18 protein-coding genes are annotated in these 20,543 nt (G+C 74.0%); all 18 read left to right on the plus strand.

Annotated features, from left to right (window positions below; translation table 11 throughout):
- Positions 1-357: 357 nt before the first annotated feature.
- Positions 358-1,290, plus strand: coding sequence for an ABC transporter ATP-binding protein (locus ACTMS9_RS07115; protein ID WP_088960835.1), 933 nt, complete (start codon positions 358-360; stop codon positions 1,288-1,290).
- Between the two features lie 67 nt (positions 1,291-1,357).
- Positions 1,358-1,894, plus strand: a complete 537-nt coding sequence (locus tag ACTMS9_RS07120) for a hypothetical protein (RefSeq protein WP_441164490.1) — start codon at positions 1,358-1,360, stop codon at positions 1,892-1,894.
- 311 nt (positions 1,895-2,205) lie between these two features.
- Complete coding sequence (locus ACTMS9_RS07125) at positions 2,206-2,994, plus strand: ABC transporter permease (RefSeq protein ID WP_441164491.1); 789 nt, start codon at positions 2,206-2,208, stop codon at positions 2,992-2,994.
- 9 nt (positions 2,995-3,003) lie between these two features.
- Positions 3,004-3,813, plus strand: a complete 810-nt coding sequence (locus tag ACTMS9_RS07130; RefSeq protein ID WP_441145727.1) for an ABC transporter permease — start codon at positions 3,004-3,006, stop codon at positions 3,811-3,813.
- A 64-nt stretch (positions 3,814-3,877) separates the two neighbouring features.
- Positions 3,878-4,960 (plus strand): YihY/virulence factor BrkB family protein, encoded by a 1,083-nt coding sequence (locus tag ACTMS9_RS07135; protein ID WP_441145725.1) that lies wholly within the window; start codon positions 3,878-3,880, stop codon positions 4,958-4,960.
- Positions 4,961-5,169: 209 nt separating this feature from the next.
- Positions 5,170-6,348, plus strand: a complete 1,179-nt coding sequence (locus ACTMS9_RS07140) for an ROK family protein (protein ID WP_357608531.1) — start codon at positions 5,170-5,172, stop codon at positions 6,346-6,348.
- Between the two features lie 80 nt (positions 6,349-6,428).
- Positions 6,429-7,940 carry a sugar ABC transporter ATP-binding protein gene (locus ACTMS9_RS07145; protein ID WP_441164708.1) on the plus strand — a complete coding sequence of 504 codons (1,512 nt, stop codon included), beginning with the start codon at positions 6,429-6,431 and terminating at the stop codon, positions 7,938-7,940.
- A gap of 31 nt (positions 7,941-7,971) precedes the next feature.
- Complete coding sequence (locus tag ACTMS9_RS07150) at positions 7,972-9,084, plus strand: ABC transporter permease (RefSeq protein WP_441164492.1); 1,113 nt, start codon at positions 7,972-7,974, stop codon at positions 9,082-9,084.
- A gap of 125 nt (positions 9,085-9,209) precedes the next feature.
- Positions 9,210-10,262, plus strand: coding sequence for a substrate-binding domain-containing protein (locus tag ACTMS9_RS07155; protein ID WP_441145719.1), 1,053 nt, complete (start codon positions 9,210-9,212; stop codon positions 10,260-10,262).
- 53 nt (positions 10,263-10,315) lie between these two features.
- A complete protein-coding gene (locus ACTMS9_RS07160; RefSeq protein ID WP_441164709.1) occupies positions 10,316-11,491 on the plus strand; it encodes a Gfo/Idh/MocA family protein in 1,176 nt (391 codons plus the stop codon).
- Positions 11,492-12,003: 512 nt separating this feature from the next.
- Entirely contained in the window at positions 12,004-13,152 is a 1,149-nt protein-coding gene (locus ACTMS9_RS07165) for an inositol-3-phosphate synthase (RefSeq protein WP_441164493.1), read from the plus strand.
- Positions 13,149-14,012: an SCO3242 family prenyltransferase gene (locus tag ACTMS9_RS07170; protein ID WP_441145715.1), complete on the plus strand. Its 864-nt coding sequence runs from the start codon at positions 13,149-13,151 to the stop codon at positions 14,010-14,012. Before ACTMS9_RS07165 ends, ACTMS9_RS07170 begins: the two co-directional genes overlap by 4 nt.
- Complete coding sequence (locus ACTMS9_RS07175; protein WP_441164494.1) at positions 14,009-14,980, plus strand: sugar phosphate isomerase/epimerase family protein; 972 nt, start codon at positions 14,009-14,011, stop codon at positions 14,978-14,980. The genes ACTMS9_RS07170 and ACTMS9_RS07175 overlap by 4 nt, the downstream gene beginning before the upstream one ends.
- Positions 14,981-15,011: 31 nt before the next feature.
- A complete protein-coding gene (locus ACTMS9_RS07180) occupies positions 15,012-15,611 on the plus strand; it encodes an EboA domain-containing protein (protein WP_441164495.1) in 600 nt (199 codons plus the stop codon).
- Positions 15,612-16,466, plus strand: coding sequence for a TatD family hydrolase (locus tag ACTMS9_RS07185; protein ID WP_441145709.1), 855 nt, complete (start codon positions 15,612-15,614; stop codon positions 16,464-16,466).
- Entirely contained in the window at positions 16,466-17,716 is a 1,251-nt protein-coding gene (gene eboE / locus ACTMS9_RS07190) for a metabolite traffic protein EboE (RefSeq protein ID WP_441164496.1), read from the plus strand. The genes ACTMS9_RS07185 and eboE overlap by 1 nt, the downstream gene beginning before the upstream one ends.
- A complete protein-coding gene (locus tag ACTMS9_RS07195) occupies positions 17,713-19,215 on the plus strand; it encodes an alkaline phosphatase family protein (RefSeq protein WP_441164497.1) in 1,503 nt (500 codons plus the stop codon). The genes eboE and ACTMS9_RS07195 overlap by 4 nt, the downstream gene beginning before the upstream one ends.
- Positions 19,212-20,279 carry a polyprenyl synthetase family protein gene (locus ACTMS9_RS07200; protein WP_441164498.1) on the plus strand — a complete coding sequence of 356 codons (1,068 nt, stop codon included), beginning with the start codon at positions 19,212-19,214 and terminating at the stop codon, positions 20,277-20,279. Before ACTMS9_RS07195 ends, ACTMS9_RS07200 begins: the two co-directional genes overlap by 4 nt.
- Positions 20,280-20,543 lie beyond the last annotated feature (264 nt).

Consider the following 20,543-nt stretch of genomic DNA (forward strand, 5'->3'; position numbering starts at 1 on the left):
GGGGCACGATACGCCAATTATCTACGCCATGGAACATTGCCGGATATCATTGCGGTCGGTAATGGCGATCTATTTCAATCACGCAGAGGAATCTGAGTAAAGAAGGATTTAACAAATTGATGGAGCTGAACTGTTGACAGGCGCCGGCGGCCGGGGTGCGTCCGAAAAGGATCTGTCCAGTATGCCCGCATCGCCCCGCTGATGCCCCGCGGCGACGGCCCGACGGCTCGTTGCACGAGAGCGTACCGGTCGGTGACTGTCCGTAGTGTCAACTACTCTGCGTTGCCGGATCCGAGCCGGCTGTGGCGGGGGCGGAAACCCGTCGAGGGTGTCGGACGTCGCCGGTAGGGTCGGCCGGTGACCACTGCTCAACCACTCATCCAGGCTCGGGGGCTGGTGAAGCGGTTCGGCGACTTCACCGCCGTCGACGGCATCGACGTCGAGGTACGCCCCGGCGAGGCGTTCGGCTTCCTCGGGCCGAACGGCGCCGGCAAGTCCTCCACCATGCGCATGATCGGCTGCATCTCCCCGCCCAGCGGCGGCGAGCTGCGCATCCTCGGCATGGACCCGGTGCGCGACGGCCCCGCCATCCGGGCGCGGCTCGGCGTCTGCCCTCAGCTCGACAACCTCGACCCCGAGCTGACCGTCCGGGAGAACCTCACCACCTACGCCCGCTACTTCGGCGTGCCCCGTGCGGTGGCCCGGGCGCGCGCCGCCGAGCTGCTCGACTTCGTGCAGCTCACCGAGCGGGCCGACAGCAAGGTCGAGCCGCTCTCCGGCGGCATGAAGCGCCGACTGACCATCGCCCGCGCGCTGGTCAACGAGCCCGAGATCGTGCTGCTCGACGAGCCGACCACCGGGCTGGACCCGCAGGCCCGGCACCTGGTGTGGGAGCGGCTGTTCCGGCTCAAGCAGCAGGGGGTGACGCTGGTGCTGACCACCCACTACATGGACGAGGCCGAGCAGCTCTGCGACCGCCTCGTGGTGATGGACGGCGGGCGGATCGTCGCCGAGGGCTCGCCCCGGGCGCTGATCGAACGGCACTCCACCCGCGAGGTGGTCGAGCTGCGCTTCGCGGCCGAGTCGCAGGAGGCGTTCGCCGGCAAGCTCGACGGGCTGGGGGAGCGGGTCGAGGTGCTGCCCGACCGGATCCTGCTCTACGTCACCGACGGGGACGCCGCCGTCGGCCAGGTGGAGGCGCGCGGCCTGACGCCGGCCAGCGTCCTGGTCCGGCGCAGCAGCCTGGAGGACGTCTTCCTGCACCTCACCGGCCGCACCCTGGTCGACTGACGGCCGTGGGCGGGGCGGCCCCGGCCGCTGCATAGCATCGGCGGTCGACGGGGGAGGAGTGTCCACCATGGATGCTGGATCGAGACGCCAGGCCGGGCTGACCGCGCTCTACCTGGGCGTCTTCGCCACGATCTGGTTCAGCGTGCCGGCGGCCGACCCGCCGCTGCGCGCCGCGCTCGTGGTGGCCAGCGGCCTGGCCCTGCTCACCGCGCTGCTCGGCGCGGTCGTCGTGGTCCGGACCGGGCGCGCGGCCGCCGCCCTGCCCCGGGACCGGGCCATCGACCGCCGGTACGGCGTCATCGTCGCCGTCGAGTTCGCCGTGGCCGTGCTCGGCGCCCTCGCCCTGGCCGGGCTCGGCTGGTCGGAGTTCGTTCCGGTCCTGGTCTGCGCGGTGGTCGGGCTGCACTTCGTGCCGCTGGCCCAGGTGCTGCGCGACCGGCTGCTGGTGCCGCTGGGCGTCGCGCTGTGCCTGGTGGCGCTGGCCGGGCTGGTCGTCGCGCTCACCTCGTCGGTCCAGGTCGGCCTGGTCGTCGGCACCGGCGCCGGGCTGCTGCTCTGGGGCTACGCCGCGCGCGCGTTGCTCGCCACGACCCGCGCCGCCTGAACGGCGCCCACGACGGTCCACCGCCGCGCCGCCGCGCCGACGAGTCCGGCCCCCCGGGGCGCGCCCCGCCCCCATTTGCGGCGTGTCGGGGCGTCCGGACGGCGGGAGGCCCCAACACGCCGCAAACGGGGGTCGACAGAGCGGCAGGTACCGGCCGTGCCCGGGCCGGCCCGCGCGGGTGCCGTTCCGGAGCCGCGAGCGGGCCCGGTAAAGGGCGCGACACGCGGGGCGGCCGGCCGTAGGGTTGCCGCGGCCTGTCGTACCCCCGGGGTAGGAAGGCCGTGGTGGACGGCGGGTGAGAGGAGGTCCGGGTGAGCGTGGCGCAACGGCCCCCGTTGCCCAGGGTGCCGGCGCTGGCGGTGCTGGCGCACTACCTGACCGGCTACCGCCGCACCTGGCGGGCCGGGGTCTTCTCGTCCTTCCTGCTGCCGACGCTGACCGTGGTCGGCTTCGGCCTGGGCGTGGGCGCGTACGTCGACCAGGGCGTCGACGGGGTGCGGTACCTCGACTGGATCGTGCCCGGGCTGCTGGCCTCGACCGCGCTCCAGGTGGCCATCGGCGAGTCGACCTGGCCGGTGTTCAGCAACTTCCAGTGGATCAAGACCTACTCCGCGCAGAGCGCGGCACCGCTGCGCATCCGCGACATCCTCGCCGGCCACCTGGCCTTCGTGCTGTTCCGGGCGCTCACCGCCAGCGTCGCGTTCCTGCTGGTGACGGCGCTGTTCGGGGCGCTGCGTTCGGGCTGGGCGGTGGCCACCCTGCCGGTGGTGGCGCTGCTCTGCCTGGCGGTCGCCGCGCCGACCTTCGCCTACGCGGCGGTGGTGGACAGCGACAGCTGGCTGGCCATGCTGTTCCGGTTCGCGGTGATCCCGATGACGCTCTTCGCCGGGATCTTCTTCCCGGTCGAGTCGCTGCCCGGCGTGCTGCGCTGGCTGGCGTACGCGACGCCGCTCTGGCACGCCGTCGACCTGTGCCGGGCGGCGACGCTCGGCGTGGCCCCGCAGTGGTCGGTCGCCGGCCACCTGCTCTACCTCGCGGCCTGGGCGCTGGGCGGCTGGCTGCTGGCCGCCCGGCTCTTCCGTCGCCGGCTCGTGGTCTAGGAGGCTCGCGTGGTCACTCTCGTCCTGCCCCGGCTGCTCGACGTCTCCGGCACGTCGCGCCGGTCGGCCGCGGTGGTCGAGCGCAACGTGGCGGCGCTCAAGTCGGTCTACTGGCTGCTGCTGCTCTCCGGGTTCGTCGAGCCGGTGCTCTACCTGTTCTCCATCGGGGTCGGGGTGGGCCAGCTGATCGACGGGCTCACCCTGGCCGACGGCCGGGTGGTGGAGTACGCCGCGTTCGTCGCCCCGGCCATGCTGGCCTCCTCGGCGATGACGGGGGCGCTGGCCGAAACCACCTTCAACTTCTTCGGCAAGATGAAGTACCTCAAGCTCTACGACGGGATCATCGCCACCCCGGTGCGGCCCTTCGAGATCGCGCTCGGGGAGCTGGGGTGGGCGATGGTGCGCGGCTCGGCCTACTCGGCGGCGTTCCTCGCGGTGATGGTGGCGATGGACCTGACCTCCGTGGGGCGGGCGCTGTTGGCGTTCCCGGCGGCGGTGCTGGTCGGCTTCACCTTCGGCGCTATCGGCATGGCGCTGGCGACCTTCATGCGCAGCTGGCAGGACTTCGACCTGATGGGCTCGGCGCAGTTCACCCTCTTCCTCTTCTCGGGCACCTTCGTGCCGGCCGAGGACTACCCTGCGCTGCTGCGCTGGGTGGTGGAGGTGACCCCGCTCTACCGCTCGGTGCACCTGATCCGGGACATCTGTGTCGGCGGGTCCGGTTGGCTGTGGCTGCTGGACCTGCTCTACCTGCTGGCGCTGACCGGGCTCGGGCTGGCCGTGGCGTCTCGGCGCATGGTGGGCCTGCTCTACAAGTGAGGGGTTAACCGTTGGCTTTCCCGGGGCATGTCGGGGGGACAACCGTTGACCACGAGGAGGGGCGATGGCCTCCGACGACACGTCCGCCCGGGCCGGGCGCGACCGCGACGACCAGAACACCGCGACCGCGGCCGGGTCCCGTTCGAGCGACCCGGGGGGCCGTAACCCGCGCGGCAGCCGGCCGGTCGGTCCCGACGAGGGCCCGGACAGCCCGGCCGAGCTGCCCGGCTCCGGCTGGGTGGCGGCCCTGAAGCGCACCGTCAAGGAGTTCCAGGACGACAGCCTCACCGACCTGGCCGCCGCGCTGACCTACTACGGGGTGCTCTCCATCTTCCCCGGGCTGCTGGTGCTGATCTCCCTGCTCGGCCTGCTCGGCGACCGCGCCACCCAGGGGGTCAAGGACACCGTCAACCAGGCGGTGCCGGAGGAGAACATCCGGAAGATCATTGAGGGCGCCATCGAGCAGGCGGGCGCCTCGGGCGGGCTGGCCAGCATCGCCGCGATCGTCGGTCTGCTCGTGGCCTTCTGGTCCGCCTCCGGCTACATCGCCGCCTTCATGCGCGCCTCGAACACCATCTACGACGTGCCCGAGGGGCGGCCGATCTGGAAGACCCTGCCGATCCGGCTCGGGGTGACCGCGGTGATCGGCGTGATGCTGCTGGCCTGCGCGGTGATCGTGGTCTTCACCGGCGGTTTCGCCGAGCAGGTCGGTAGCGCGATCGGGTTGGGCTCCACCGCGGTGACCGTGTGGAACATCGCCAAGTGGCCGGTGCTGCTGCTCCTGGTCAGCCTGATGTTCGCGATCCTCTACTGGGCCTCGCCGAACGCCCGGCACGGCGGCTTCCGCTGGGTCAGCCCGGGCGGCGTGCTGGCCGTGGTGATCTGGCTGGTGATCTCCGGCCTCTTCGCCCTGTACGTCAGCAACTTCGCGTCCTACAACAAGACCTACGGCGCGCTGGCCGGCGTGATCATCTTCCTGGTCTGGCTGTGGCTGAGCAACATCGCCATCCTGCTCGGCGCCGAGTTCGACGCGGAGCTGGAGCGCGGCCGGGCCATCTCGGCCGGTCACTCGCCGGAGGATGAGCCCTACGTCGAGTTGCGCGACGACCGCAAGCTCAAGAAGCGCAACGCCGCCGGGGAGCGCTAGCTCCTCCCACAGGCCCGAGGTCGACCCCGTCGCGTCCGGCGCGACGGGGTCGGCCTTTTCTTGATCCACTTATAGCTTTTGTCCTAACGGACAAAAGTTGGCGGCGGATTGACTGAAGCTATGGACAGGAGGCACGGAAGGCTCCTACTGTGTCGGACACAACACATCGACGTCACATCGATGTGAACACCGACGCGGAGGTGGATCCCGTGCGGACGGTAGAACCCCTGCACCTACGGCTGTTGCGGCTGCTCCGCGACGCGGGGCCGGCGTCCCGGGCCGAGCTGGGTGACCGCCTCCAGATGCCCCGGCCCCGGCTGCTGGCCGAGCTGGAGCGGCTGGTGGGACTGGGCCTGGTGGCCGAGGCGGGACTGGCCGCCTCCCGGGGCGGGCGGCGCTCGACCCTGGTCGAGCTGGACCCCCGGTTGCGTTTCGCCGCCGTCGACCTGGGTGCCAGCTCGATCGACGTCGAGGTGGTCAACGGCCGGCTGGAGCCGGTCGCCGCGTACGCCGAGCCGGCCGACATCCGCTCCGGACCGAAGGTGATCCTGCACCGGGTCAACGAGCTGCTGCACAAGGCCCGGGTGGACGGGGCGTACGAGAAGCTGGACGGCGTCGGCGTGGGCGTTCCCGGGCCGGTGAGCTTCCGCGACGGGGTGCCCGTCTCGCCGCCCATCATGCCCGGCTGGGACCGGTTCCCCGTCCGTGAGCTGCTCACCCGCGAACACGGCTGCCCGGCGGTGGTCGACAACGACGTCAACATCATGGCGATCGGGGAACGGCACGGCGGGGTCGCCCACTCGATCGACGACTTCCTGTTCGTCAAGATCGGCACCGGCATCGGGTGCGGGATCTACCTCAGCGGCGAGGTCTACCGGGGCACCGACGGCTGCGCCGGCGACATCGGCCACATCCAGGTCGACGCGCACGGAGCGGTCTGCTCCTGCGGCAACGTCGGCTGCCTGGAGGCGGTCTTCAGCGGGGCCGCCCTGGCCCGCGAGGCCGTCGTCGCCGCCCGGGCCGGCACCTCCCCGGCGCTCGCCGAACGGCTCGCCGCCCGGGGCGTGGTCACCGCCCGGGACGTCGCCGAGGGGGCGGTCGAGGGCGACGTCACCTGCATCCAGCTGATCCGCGACGGCGGCCGGCGGGTCGGCCAGGTGCTGGCCGGCCTGGTCAGCTTCACCAACCCCTCGATGATCGTGATCGGCGGCGGGCTGGCCCAGCTCGGCCACATCCTGCTCGCCGAGATCCGCAGCGTGGTCTACCGCCGGTCGCTGCCACTGGCCACCGGCAACCTGCCGGTCGTCCTGTCCGAGCTGGGCCCCCGCGCCGGCGTCGCCGGCGCCGCGGTGCTGGCGAGCGACGTCGCCTTCGGGGAGGCATCGTGAGCGCGAGGAGTGCGCCGAGCGCGCCCGAGGGCGGGACGGCTCCGCTGGTGACCCCGCCCGCCGACACCGTCGCGGGCGAGGTGGTCCTGCGCCTCACCGACGTGGTGAAGACCTTCCCCGGCGTACGGGCGCTGGACGGGGTGCAGTTGGAGGTGCGGGCCGGCGAGGTGCACTGCCTGCTCGGGCAGAACGGCGCCGGCAAGTCCACCCTGATCAAGGTGCTCGCCGGGGTGCACCGGCCGGACTCGGGGCACGTCGAGTGGCGCGGCCAGCCCGCCGCCTTCGCCGACCCGCAGGCCGCCATGCGCGCCGGGATCGCCACCATCTACCAGGAACTCGACCTGGTCGAGGACCTCTCGGTGGCGGAGAACGCCTTCCTCGGGCACGAGCCGCGCCGGCTCGGCTTCGTCCGGCGCGGTCAGATGGCCCGCCGGACCCGGGAGATCCTGGGCCGGCTCGGCCACGGCGAGATCCCGCCCGGCCGGATGGTCCGCGCCCTGCCGGCCGCCGGCAAGCAGGTGGTCAGCATGGCCCGGGCGCTCTCCCACGAGGCGCGACTGATCATCATGGACGAGCCGAGCGCGGTGCTGGCCCACGACGAGGTGGGCAACCTGTTCCGGATCATCCGGGAGCTCACCGCGCAGGGCATCGCGGTCATCTACATCTCGCACCGGTTGGAGGAGATCCGCGAGATCGGCGACCGGGTCACCGTACTCAAGGACGGCCGGACCACCGCGGCGAACCTGCCGGCCCGGGACACCCCGACCCGCGACCTGGTCTCGAAGATGACCGGCCGCACCATCGAGTACGTCTTCCCGGACCGCCCGACCGGCACCGACACCGGCGCGGAACTGCTGCGGGTCGACGGGCTCGGCCGCGCGGGCGAGTTCGCCGACGTCTCCCTCAGCGTGCGGGCCGGCGAGATCGTCGGCATCGCCGGCCTGGTCGGCTCCGGCCGGTCCGAGCTGCTGGAGACCATCTTCGGCGCCCGCCGCGCGGAGACCGGCACCGTCCACGTGGACGGCCGGGCGCTGCGCCCCGGCAGCGTCGGCGCGGCCGTCCGGGCCGGCATGGGGATGGCGCCCGAGGAGCGCAAGAGCCAGGCGCTGCTGCTCGGCGAGCCGATCCACCGCAACGTCACCCTCGCCACCTTCAGCCGGTACGCCCGACTCGGGTTCACCGACGCCGGCCGCGAGCGCGACGAGGCGGAACGGATCGCCGACCGCCTCCAGCTCCGGCCCCGGGACGTGCGCCGCCCGGTACGCACGCTCTCCGGCGGCAACCAGCAGAAGGTGGTGGTCGGGCGGTGGCTGCTCGGCGACACCCGGCTGCTGCTGCTGGACGAACCCACCCGTGGGGTGGACGTCGGCGCCCGGGCCGAGCTGTACCGGGTGATCCGCGACCTGGCCGCGCAGGGTGTCGGGGTGCTGCTGGTCTCCAGCGAGGTGCCCGAGGTGCTCGGCCTGGCCGACCGGGTGCTGGTCATGCGGGAGGGCCGGATGGTGCGCGAGGCACCGGCCGGCGAACTGGACGAGAACACCGTGCTCGACCTCGTCATGGCGGGGTCCCTGATGGAAGGCGCGCCCGCATGAACGAGCGCACACAGCGGAGCGAGGTGGCGGCATGAGCGAGACCGCGACGCCGGAGAGCCGGGCGGAGCTGCCGGCGCAGTCCCCGCCGGTCGACCCGGCGGAGACGGCGGCGGTGACCAACAAGGCCGCCGCGCCGGGCCGGCTGTCCTGGTGGCACGGCGACGGCGGCGAGGGCGCGAAGCGCAACCTCGGCCTGATCGCGGTGCTGGTGGTGCTGGTCGTCATCGGCGCCGCCACCCGCTCGGACCTCTACTCGAACCCGGACTGGGTGTGGAACAACACCCTGACCATCCTCAAGCTGGCCTCGGTGGTCGGCGTGGTGACCGTCGGGATGACCTTCGTCATCATCGGCGGGGGCATCGACCTCTCCGTCGGGGCGATCGTCGCGCTGGCCGGGGTCTGGTGCACCACGGTCGCCACCCAGAGCTACGGCGCCGGCGGCATGATCTTCAGTGCGCTCACCGTGGGCGTGGCGGTCGGGCTGGTCAACGGCCTGCTGATCTCGTACGGACGGCTGGTGCCGTTCATCGCCACGCTGGCCATGATGGTCGCCGCCCGTGGTCTGGCCGCGGAGATCTCCGACAAGCAGACCCAGGTCTCGAACAACACCTTCATCAACGACATCGCCGCCACCCAACTGCTCGGCATCCCGTTGCTGGTCTACATCCTGGCGGCCGTGGTCGCGGCGGGCTGGGTGCTGCTCAACCGCACCACCTTCGGCCGGCGCACGGTCGCCGTCGGCGGCAACCCGGAGGCGGCCCGACTGGCCGGCATCGACGTCCGCCGGCACACCCTGCTGCTCTACGCGCTCTCCGGCCTCTGCTGCGGCATCGCCGCGGTCATGCTCACCGCGCAGGCCAACTCCGCCCAGGCCGCCATGGCCAACCTGTACGAGCTGGACGCGATCGCCGCGGCCATCATCGGCGGGACGCTGCTCAGCGGCGGCCGGGGCACCATCGTCGGCTCCCTGCTCGGGGTGCTGATCTTCTCCACCATCACCAACCTCTTCGCCATCAACGGCCTCTCCACCGAGGCCCAGAACATGGTCAAGGGCGGCATCATCGTCGGCGCCGTCCTGGTCCAGCAGGTGCAGTTCCGCAGTCTGACCCAGTTCCTCGCCCGCAACCGGGCCACCACCGCCTGACCATCCGCGGCGCGGTGACGCGCCGCCCTCCTCACGACACACCGCATCTCGGCGGCCACCTGACGACGGTGGCCGGGATCCGCACACCCTCTTTCGCTCCACCACCCGTCACTTTGGAGGTCGTCATGACCCAGCACAGTCGTGACCTGTCCCGCCGCCGGTTGCTGTTCGGCGGGGCCGCCGTCGGCGCCGGCGTGCTCCTCGCCGGTTGCACCAGCAACGAGACCGAGCCCACCGCCGCGCAGACCAAGGCCGCCGCGACCGGCGGCAACGCCGAGCCGGGCAAGAAGGTGATCATCGGCTTCTCCGCCCCGGCCGCCGACCACGGCTGGATCGCCGCCATCACCAACAACGCCAAGGCGCAGGCCCAGGCGTACTCGGACGTGGAGTTCAAGTCCGTCGAGGCCGGCGCGGACGCGGCGGCGCAGCGGGCGGCGCTGTCCACGCTGATCTCGCAGAAGCCCGACGTCATCGTGCTGCTGCCGCACGACGGCAAGGAGCTCAACGCCTTCGGCCTGGAGGCGATGAAGGCCGGCATCCCGGTGGTCAACCTGGACCGGGCCTTCCCCGACGCGCGCGCCTACCGGCTGCAGATCAAGGGCGACAACTACGGCATGGGGGTGGCCGCCGCGACGTACATCGTGGCGCAGCTCAAGGCCAAGGGCGTCAGCAACCCGGTGATCGGGGAGATCGCCGGCATGGACGAGCTGGAGCTGACCCAGGAGCGGTCGAAGGGCTTCGCCGACACCCTCGCGGCGAACGGCCTCAAGGTCGCCAACCGGCGGGCGGCGCGGTTCACCGCCGACTCCGGCCAGCAGGAGGCGAGCGGCCTGTTCCAGGCGCTGCCGAAGATGGACGCGCTCTGGAACCACGACGACGACCAGGGCATCGGCGTCCTCGCGGCGGTCAACCAGGCCAACCGCAAGGAGTTCTTCATGGTCGGCGGCGCCGGCTCGAAGAAGGCGATGGAGGACATCCAGTCCGACAACACGGTGCTCAAGGCCACCGTCACCTACAGCCCGTCGATGGCCTCCTCGGCCATCTCGCTGGCCCGCCTGATCGGCCAGGGCAAGGGCATGTCCGACCTGGTGGAACTCCAGGTGCCCAAGGAGATCGTGCTCGCCTCCGAGACGATCACCAAGGAGAACGCGGGCAACTACCTCAAGCTCGGGTTCTGACACACGGGGGGAGACCCACCTTGTCCACACAGCACAGCGAACTGCGGGTCGGCATGGTCGGCTACGAGTTCATGGGCGCGGCGCACTCGCAGGCGTGGCGCACCGTGAACCGGGTGTTCGAGTTGCCGGCGCGGGTCCGGATGGCGACGATCTGCGGCCGGGACGCCGGGAAGGTCGCCGCCGCGGCCGACCGGCTCGGCTGGGACGCGTACAGCACCGACTGGCGGGACCTGGTCGCCTCGGACCACATCGACGTGGTCGACATCTGCACACCGGGGGACAGCCACGCCGAGATCGCGCTCGCCGCGCTCGCCGCCGGCAAGCACGTCATCTGCGAGAAGCCGCTGGCCAACACGGTGGCCGAGGCCCGGGAGATGACCGCCGCCGCGGCCACCGCCCAGGCCGCGGGGGTACGGTCGATGTGCGGGTTCAACTACCGCCGGGTGCCCGCGGTCGCCCTGATGCGGCAGCTCGTCGCCGAGGGCCGGCTCGGGGTGCTGCGGCACGTCCGGGCGGCGTACCTCCAGGACTGGATCGTCGACCCGCAGTTCCCGCTGGTGTGGCGGTTGCAGAAGGACAGGGCGGGCTCCGGTGCGCTCGGTGACATCGGCGCGCACATCATCGATCTGACCCAGTACGTCACGGGCCAGCGGATCACCGGGGTCAGCGCGGTGACCGAGACGTTCGTCAAGGAACGGCCGTTGCCGGGCGGGTCGAGCGGCCTGGCCGCGCAGGCCGACGGCAACGGTCGGGCCACCGGCCCGGTCACCGTCGACGACGCGGCGGTCTTCGTCGCCCGCCTCGACGACGGGGCGCTGGCCACGTACGAGGCGAGCCGGTTCGCCACCGGTCGCAAGAACGCCCTCCGGGTGGAGATCAACGGGTCCCTCGGGACCGTCGCCTTCGACCTGGAACGCCTCAACGAGCTGGAGTTCTACGACGCCACCCGGCCCACGGCCGAGCAGGGCTTCACCCGCATCCTGGTGACCGAGGCGGAGCATCCGTACCTGTCGGCCTGGTGGCCGCCGGGGCACATCATCGGCTACGAGCACTCCTTCACCCACCAGATGCGCGACTTCGTCGAGGCGGTGGCGACCGGCGCCGACCCGACGCCCTCCTTCGCCGACGCGTTGCAGGTCCAGCTGGTGCTGGACGCGGTGACCCGGTCGGCGGAGCTGGGCTCCCGGTGGACGGAGGTGGAGCCCGCGCTCGCCGCGCTCGCCGTCTGACCAGGCCACCTCCGGCGCCGATCGGCGAGGACCCGACCGCGGTTGCGCCCCGCGGGCGGGACGGGATCGGCACCGGAGGGCGTGCCGCCCCGGCCAAGATGGCCGGCGGCGCACGCGTACGACGGTCGTCCGGTGCGGCCGGACCGGGATTCCCCGGCCGCACCGGAGGACCGCCACCACCGTCCCGGCGACCCGCAGCAGGCCCGGCCGCCACCGGCCGGGTCCGGGCCGCCACCACCACCACACGTCCGGTCGCGGGGCGCGCCGCCGCCCGTCGACCGGATACGGGGGAGGCAGGGCCGAGACGCCGACCGACCCTGCCTGCCAGCCCCGTCCGCACGCCGTGCGGGGTACCGGGTCCGGCGTCGCGCCGCCGACGTCGCCGCCGCGGCCCGGTCCCGCCCCGGACGTCCGGGCGGACGGGGCCCCGGCGGAACGGTGTCTTTCCAGCGCACGATCTGATATTGATTTTGCTAAATGCAAGGGCGGTTCCTCCGGACGGAAGGAGCACCATGCGTACGGGTGTCTGGCTGGTGGGGGCGCGCGGTTCGGTCGCGACCACCAGCATCGTCGGCGGTCTCGCCCTGCGGGCCGGGCTCACCGCGCCGACCGGTTGCGTCACCGAGCTGCCCGCGCTGCGCGGGCCGGCCCTGCCCACCTTCGCCGACCTGTTCTTCGGCGGCCACGACCTGGCCACCACCCCGCTGACCAAGCGGGCCGAGACGCTCGCCGACGCGGGCGTGCTGCCCGGCCGGCTGGCCGCCACCCTCGCCGCCGAGCTGACCGCCGTCGAGGAGGACCTGCGACCCGCCCCCACCGGCGGCGCCCAGGCGGATCGGGCCGCCGCCGTCGCCGCCGACCTCACCGCGTTCCGCCAACGGCACCGGCTGGACCGGGTGGTGATGGTCGACGTCTCCGCCACCGAACCGGCCGCCCGGCCGCACCCCGGGCACGCCGACCCGGCCGCCCTGCGGGCCGCGCTCGCCGGCCCCGACGAGGTGCTGCCGCCCAGCTCGCTCTACGCGTACGCCGCCGTCGAGGCCGGCTGCCCGTACGTCGACTTCACCCCGTCCACCGGGCTGCGGCTGCCGGCACTGGCCGAGCTGGCCGTCGCGCGCGGCCTGCCGTACGCCGGGCACGACGGCAAGACCGGGGAGACGCTGGTCAAGTCGGTGCTCGCGCCGATGTTCGCGATGCGGCACCTGGCCGTGCGCTCCTGGTCCGGGGTGAACCTGCTCGGTGGCGGCGACGGCGCGACCCTCGCCGACCCGGCCGCCAACGCCGCCAAGGTGAGCAGCAAGCAGCGGGTCCTCGGCGAGACCCTCGGCTACCTGCCGCAGGGCGGCACCCGCATCGAGTACGTCGAGGAGCTGGGCGACTTCAAGACCGCCTGGGACCTGATCACCTTCACCGGTTTCCTCGGCACCGGCATGCGGATGGAGTTCAGCTGGCACGGCTGCGACTCCGCGCTCGCCGCCCCGCTCGTGCTCGACCTGGCCCGGCTCACCGCCGCCGCGCACGCCGCCGGCCGGGTCGGCCCCCTGACCGACCTGGCGTTCTTCTTCAAGGACCCGCTCGGCTCACCCACCCACTCGCTGGCCGAGCAGTGGCAGCGGCTGGTCGAGTTCACCGGGCGGCTGCACACCGAGGCCGCCGCGTGAGCACGCTGGGCGACCTGGTCGAGCTGGTCCGGGCGCCGGCCGCGCTTTCCGTACCGGGTGACGTGGTCGCCGGCGCCGCCGCGGCCGGGGCGCTCGGTCCGCGTACCGCCGGGCTGGCCGGCGCGTCGGTGCTGCTGTATTGGGCCGGGATGGCCGCCAACGACTGGGCCGACCGCCGGCTGGACGCGGTCGAACGCCCCGAGCGGCCGATCCCCAGCGGCCGGGTCCCGCCCGCCGCCGCGCTCGGTCTCGCCGCCGGCCTCACCGCCGCCGGCCTGGGCCTGGCCGCCGTCACGGGCGGCCGCCGGGCCGCCGCCGTCGCGATCCCGCTCGCCGCGACGATCTGGGGGTACGACCTGGCGGCGAAGAACACCGCCGCCGGCCCGGCCGTGATGGCCGCCTGCCGGGGGCTGGACGTGCTGCTCGGCGCGACCGGCGGGCGGCCGGTCCGGGCGCTGCCGGCGGCGCTCACCGTCGCCGCGCACACCGTCACCGTCACCGCGCTCTCCCGACGCGAGGTGGCCGGCGCGGACACCGCGCTGCCGCTGCGCACCCTCGCCGGCACCGCCCTGGTCGCGATCGCCGCCGCCGGCCCCGCTGCCGGCGCGCGCCGCGCCGCCGCCGTGCTGCCCGTCGTGTTGGCCGGCTGGTACGCCGCCCGGTACGGCGGGGCGCAGGCCCGGGTGGCGGCCGACCCGTCCGCCGGCCGGGTACGGGCGGCGGTCGGCGCCGGGATCACCGGGCTGCCGGCGTTGCAGGGCGCGCTCACCGCCCGGGCCGGTGCCGGCCTGCTCGGCCTGGCGGTGGCGGCCGCCGCGCCGCTGGGCCGGCGCCTGGCCCGCAGGATCTCCCCGACATGACCACCGCGCGGCCCCACCCGCCGACCCCGCCGCCGCAGCCGACCCCTGACCCGGTCGGCCGGGAGCACCGAGCCGAGGCGGGGCCGCGGTTCGGCTACGGCACCAACGGCTTCGCCAACCACCGGCTGGAGGACGCCCTCGCGGTCATCGCCGAGCTGGGCTACCAGGGCGTCGCGCTCACCCTCGACCACGACCACCTCGACCCGTTCGCGCCCGGGCTGGCCCGCCGGGTCGACGAGGTGGCCCGCCGGCTCGACTCGCTCGGCCTCGCCGTGGTGGTCGAGACCGGGGCCCGCTACCTGCTCGACCCCTGGCACAAGCACGCGCCGACGCTGCTGCACGACGAGCCGGCCCGGCGGATCGACTTCCTGACCCGGGCGGTCCGGATCGGCGCCGACCTCGGCGCGGAGGCGGTCTCCTGCTGGGCCGGCGTACGCCCCGACGCCGTACCGCCGGCCGTCGCCTGGGACCGGCTGGTCGCCGGCTGCGCCACGGTGCTCGACGCCGCGGACCGCGCCGGGATGACCCTCGGCTTCGAGCCGGAGCCCGGGATGCTCGTCGAGGACATCGCCGGCTGGCAGCGGCTGCGGCAGGCCCTCGGCGATCCGGCGCGCTTCGGCATTACCCTCGACATCGGACACTGCCGCTGCCTGGAACCGCGCCCGGTGCCCGAGTGCGTCCACCAGGTGGCCGCGCACCTGGTCAACGTACAGATCGACGACATGTGCCGGGGCGTGCACGAACACCTGGAGTTCGGCGCCGGCGAGATCGACTTCCCGCCGGTGCTGCGCGCCCTCACCGACGCCGGCTACCGGGGGCTGGTGGCGGTGGAGCTGCCCCGGCACTCGCACGCCGCGCCCACCGTCGCCGCCCGGTCCATCGACTTCCTGCGCACCGCCGCCGAGGCGGGCCGAGCCGCCGGGGCCGCCCCGACCGGCCTGTCGCACCGGGCGACCGAGGTGGCCTAGACACCGACCAGCACCAGGGGAGGAGAGACGGATGACACCGGATCGACTGCGGGCCGCGCTCGAGGGCGTACCCGATCCCGACTGGCTGGCGGCGGCGCTGCGCCGCGTGGCGGCCGAACCCGCGACGATCGCGCGGTTCTTCCCGGCCGCCGGCCGGCACTGCGGTCGGGGCGACCTGGCCGGCGCGCCCGGCTGGACCGCCGACGAGGCGGCCCGCGCGCTGCTGCTCACCGCGCTGCCCGCCGACCACGCCAGGCACGCCGAGGCGCTGTACCGGCACGGTGACGCCGCCGAGAAGCGGGCCGTGCTCAAGGCGCTGCCGCTGCTGCCCGTCGGCGCGGCCGGGGTGCCGCTGCTGCACGACGCGATCCGCACCAACGACACCCGGCTGGTGGCCGCCGCCCTCGGCCCGTACGCCCGGCACCTGGACCCGGCGTCCTGGCGACAGGCGGTGCTCAAGTGCGTCTTCGCCGGCGTGCCGCTGGCCGTCGTGGCCGACCTGGACCGCCGCGCCGACGGCGAGCTGGCCGCGATGCTCGCCGCGCTCGCCGCGGAGCGGCACGCCGCCGGCCGGAAACTGCCCGCCGACGCCACCGACCTGCTCGACCGGCTCACCATCAGGGAGGCGTGAATGCGCATCTTCGACCCGCACATCCACATGACATCGCGGACCACCGACGACTACGAGCGGATGGCCGCCGCCGGGGTCCGCGCGGTGGTGGAGCCGGCGTTCTGGCTGGGGCAGCCCCGCACCAGCCCCGCCTCCTTCGCCGACTACTTCGACTCGCTGATCGGGTGGGAGCCGTTCCGGGCCGGGCAGTTCGGCGTCCGGCACCACGCCACCGTCGCGCTCAACCCGAAGGAGGCCAACGACCCGCGCTGCCGCCCGGTGCTCGACCTGCTCCCGCGCTACCTGGAGAAGGACACCGTGGTGGCGGTCGGCGAGATCGGGTACGACTCGATGACCCCGCAGGAGGACGAGGCGTTCGCCGCCCAGCTGGCCCTGGCCGTGGCGCACGACCTGCCGGCGCTGGTGCACACCCCGCACCGGGACAAGGCCCGGGGCGTCGAGCGCAGCCTCGCGGTGGTCGCCGAGTCCGGCATCGACCCCGGCCGGGTGGTGCTGGACCACCTCAACGAGGTCACCGTCAAACTGGTCCGGGACAGCGGCTGCTGGCTGGGCTTCTCCATCTACCCGGACACCAAGATGTCCCCGCCCCGAATGGTGGAGCTGCTGCGGACGTACGGGCCGGAGCGGGTGCTGGTCAACTCCGCCGCCGACTGGGGGCGCTCGGACCCGCTGCTGACCCGGGCCACCGGCGAGGCGATGCTGCTGGCCGGGTTCACCGACGACGACGTCGACCGGGTGCTCTGGCGCAACCCGGTGGAGTTCTACGGGCAGTCCGGCCGGCTCGACCTGACCGACCTGGACGCCGCGTCGGCCGGGACCTTCGCCGGGAACTCGATCCTGCGCGGCGGCGACTGATGCGGCTGCGGCACGCCGACGGCAGCACCGTCCACCTCGGCTACTGCACCAACGTGCACCCCGCCGAGGACGCCGCCGGCATCCTCGCCCAACTGCGGACCCACGCCGAGCCGGTGCGCGAGGCGCTCGGCGCCGACCTGCTCGGGCTCGGTCTCTGGCTGGCCGCGCCGGTCGCCGCCGAGCTGGCCGCCGACCCGGCCGCCCGGCGCCGGCTGCGCGCCGAGCTGACCCGTCGCGGGCTGGAGGTGGTCACCCTCAACGGCTTCCCGTACGCGGCCTTCCAGGCACCCGTGGTCAAGGGCGCGGTCTACCGTCCGGACTGGACCAGCGACGCCCGGCTGCGCTACACCCTCGACCTGGCCCGGGTGCTGGCCGACCTGCTCCCCGACGACGCGGCCCGGGGCTCGATCTCCACCCTGCCGCTGGCCTGGCGGCAGCCCTGGGACGCCACCCGCGCCGACGCCGCCCGCCGCCGGCTGGACGACCTCGCGGCCGGGCTCGCCGCGATCGAACGGGACACCGGCCGCCCGGTGCGGGTCGGCTTCGAGCCGGAGCCGGGCTGCGTGGTCGAGCGCACCGGGCAGGCGGTCACCGCGCTGGCCGGCGTGGACACCGACCGGCTCGGCGTCTGCCTGGACCTGGCGCACCTCGCCTGCGCCTGGGAGGAACCGGCCGAGGCGTTGGCCCGGCTGCGCGCCGCCGGGCTCCCGGTGGTGAAGGTGCAGGTCTCCGCCGCCCTGGAGGCGGCCCGCCCGCCGGCCGCCGCCGACGCGCTGGCGCGCTGGGTGGAGCCCCGCTTCCTGCACCAGACCCGGGCCGCCGGCACCGCCCACGCCGCCGACCCGGCCGACCCGGCGTACGCCGCCGACGACCTGGACGGCGCGCTGGCCGACCGGCCGCCGGGGCCGTGGCGGGTGCACTACCACGTGCCGCTGCACGCCCCGCCCGAACCACCGCTGACCTCGACCGTGCCGGTGCTGCGCACCGCGCTGGCCGAGCTGTTCGCCGGTCCCGCCGCCGGCTGCGACCACCTCGACGTCGAGACGTACACGTGGGGGGTGCTGCCGGCGGCGCGCCGGCCGCGCACCGACGCGGAGCTGGCCGCCGGCATCGCCGCCGAGCTGGCCTTCGCCCGCGACGAGCTGGTCGCGCTCGGCCTGGCACCGGCGGGGGAGTCCCGTCCCGACGACCGGAGGGGTACGACGATGAGTGAACGAGTGGCCGACCGACATTCCGAGGTGCCGGCATGAGCCGTCGACTGGTGGTGCTGGACGTGGTCGGGTTGACCCCGCGGCTGCTGGCGCACATGCCCCGGCTGCGCGCGGTCGCCGACGAGGGATTCGCCGCCGGCCTGGGCACGGTGCTGCCCGCGGTGACCTGCTCGGCGCAGGCGACCCTGCTCACCGGGGAGCTCCCGGCCGGGCACGGGATCGTGGGCAACGGCTGGTACTTCCGCGACCTCGGCGAGGTGCTGCTGTGGCGGCAGCACCACGCGCTGGTCGGTGGGGAGAAGCTCTGGCAGGCCGCCCGCCGGGCCGAACCGGGTTACACGGTGGCCAACGTCTGCTGGTGGTACGCGATGGGCGCGGACGTGAACTGGACGGTCACCCCCCGCCCGATCTATCACGCCGACGGTCGCAAGGAGCCGGACTGCTGGACGGACCCGCCGGAGCTGCACGACACACTCACCGACGCGCTGGGCACCTTCCCGCTCTTCACCTACTGGGGGCCCGGCGCCGGGCTGCCCTCCTCAACGTGGATCTGCCGGGCCGCCGAGCGGATCCTCGCCGACCACGCCCCCGACCTCACCCTGGTCTACGTCCCGCACCTCGACTACGACCTGCAACGCTTCGGCCCGTCCTCGCCCCGGGCCGCCGCCGCGGCGGCGGAGCTGGACGCGGTGCTGGGTCCGCTGCTGGACGCCGCCCGCGCGCGGGACGCGACCGTGGTGGCGCTGTCGGAGTACGGCATCACCGACGTCTCCCGGCCGGTGGACGTCAACCGGCTGCTGCGCGCCGAGGGGCTGCTGCGGGTCTACGCCCAGGCCGGGATGGAGTACCTGGACCCGTGGACGTCGCGGGCCTTCGCCGTGGCCGACCACCAGGTGGCCCACGTCTACGTGCGGGACCCGGCCGACGTGCCGGCGGTGGCGAAGCTCTGCGCCGGCCTGCCCGGGGTGGCCGAGGTGCTCGACGCCGACGGCAAGGCGGCGGCCGGGCTGGACCATCCGCGCGCCGGCGAGCTGGTGCTGGTGGCCGAGCCGGACGCCTGGTTCACGTACTACTACTGGCTGGACGACGCCCGCGCCCCGGACTTCGCCCGGCTCGTCGAGATCCACCGCAAACCCGGGTACGACCCGGCGGAGCTCTTCTTCGACCCGGCCGCGCCCGGGGCGGCGAAGCGCCGGGCGGCGGTCGCGCTGGCCCGCAAGAAGCTGGGCATGCGGTACCTGATGAGCGTGGTCGGCCTCGACGCCGGGGCGCGGGCGGTCCGCGGCTCGCACGGTCGGCTGCCCGCCGACCCGGCGGACGCCCCGGTGCTGCTCTGCTCCGACCCGGCCGCCGCCCGGGACCGGCTCGCGGCCACCGAGGTGAAGGCGCTGCTGCTGGAGCTGGCCGGGCTGGCCCCGCCGTCCGCCCCGGCCGGTGCGGTGCCGGTCCCGTCCCGGGCCGCCGTGGCGTCGTCGGGTGGTTCCGGGCGACCGCCCGGTCCGGCCGGACCGCTGTCCGGACCGGAGGAGCGGCGGTGACTGTCACCGCGCCCCCGACCGACACCAGCGGGCTGCGGGCGCGCTTCGACGCCGAACTGGTGGCCTTCCTGGACCGGCAGGGGCCGGACTGGCCGGACGGCGCGCCGCGCGGCATCTTCGCCGCCCTGCACCGCTTCGTGCTGGCCGGCGGCAAGCGGTTGCGCCCGCTGTTCTGCTACTGGGGCTGGCGCGGCGCCGGCGGCGGGGACGACCGGCCGATCGTGGTCGCCGCGGCGGCGCTGGAGCTGTTCCACGCGTTCGCCCTGATCCACGACGACATCCTCGACGGCAGCGACCGCCGCCGGGGTGCGCCGTCGGTGCACCGGCTCTTCGCCGACCTGCACACCCGGTCCGCCTGGCGTGGCGACCCGGAGGCGTACGGGCGCAACACCGCGCTGCTCTGCGGGGACCTCTGCGCCGCCTGGTCGGATCAGATGTTCCACGAGTGCGGGTTGAGCACCGCGCAGGTCTGCCGGGGGTACGCGGTCTTCGCCCGGATGCGGACCGAGGTGATCGCGGGGGAGTACCTGGACCTGGTCTCCGGTGTCGGGGACGGTTCGGTGGCCAGCGCGCTCACCGTGATCCGGATGAAGGCCGCCCGGTACACGGTCACCCGCCCGTTGCAGATCGGCGCGGCGCTGGCCGGCGCGGAGCCGGAGCTGGTGGCCGCGCTCACCGACTTCGGCGACCCGCTCGGCGACGCGTTCCAGCTCCGTGACGACGTGCTCGGCGTCTTCGGTGACCCGGCGGTGACCGGCAAGTCCGTCCTGGACGACCTGCGCGAGGGTAAGCCGACGGTGATGATGGCGCTGGCCCGCGACGCCGCCGACCGGGCGCAGAGCGTCCGGCTGCGCGACCTGTTCGGCAATCCCGGCCTGGACGCCGACGGCGCGGCCGAGCTGCGCGCGATCATCGAGGCGACCGGGGCCCGGGAGCAGATCGAGCGGCTGATCGTGCTGCGGGCGGACGCCGCCCGGGCGGCGTTGGACCGGCTGCCGCTGGAGGAGCCGGCGCTGGCGGCGCTGGCCGCGCTGGCCGACCAGGCGGTGCACCGCCGGAGCTGACGTCGGCGCGCCACGGCCCGCCGGGGCCTTTCCTCGCCATGCCCGCGAGCTTTCAGCCGATTGAACGAAAGTTCGCTTCCATGGGGCAGAAGGTATGGACAGACAAATTTACAAGCCTTAATGTTCGTGGCATCACGAACATGTTTCGTCGAGGTGAACCGGCGGCGCGGTAACCCATCGACTGGTGGCCTCCGGGCGCGCGGTCCCCCCGCCCCGACCGGTGGTCACGGCCGGTCCGGCGCCGCCCGGACGGCCCTGCCGCAT

It is taken from the genome of Micromonospora sp. L31 (genome assembly GCF_052068075.1).
Lineage (GTDB): Bacteria > Actinomycetota > Actinomycetes > Mycobacteriales > Micromonosporaceae > Micromonospora > Micromonospora purpureochromogenes.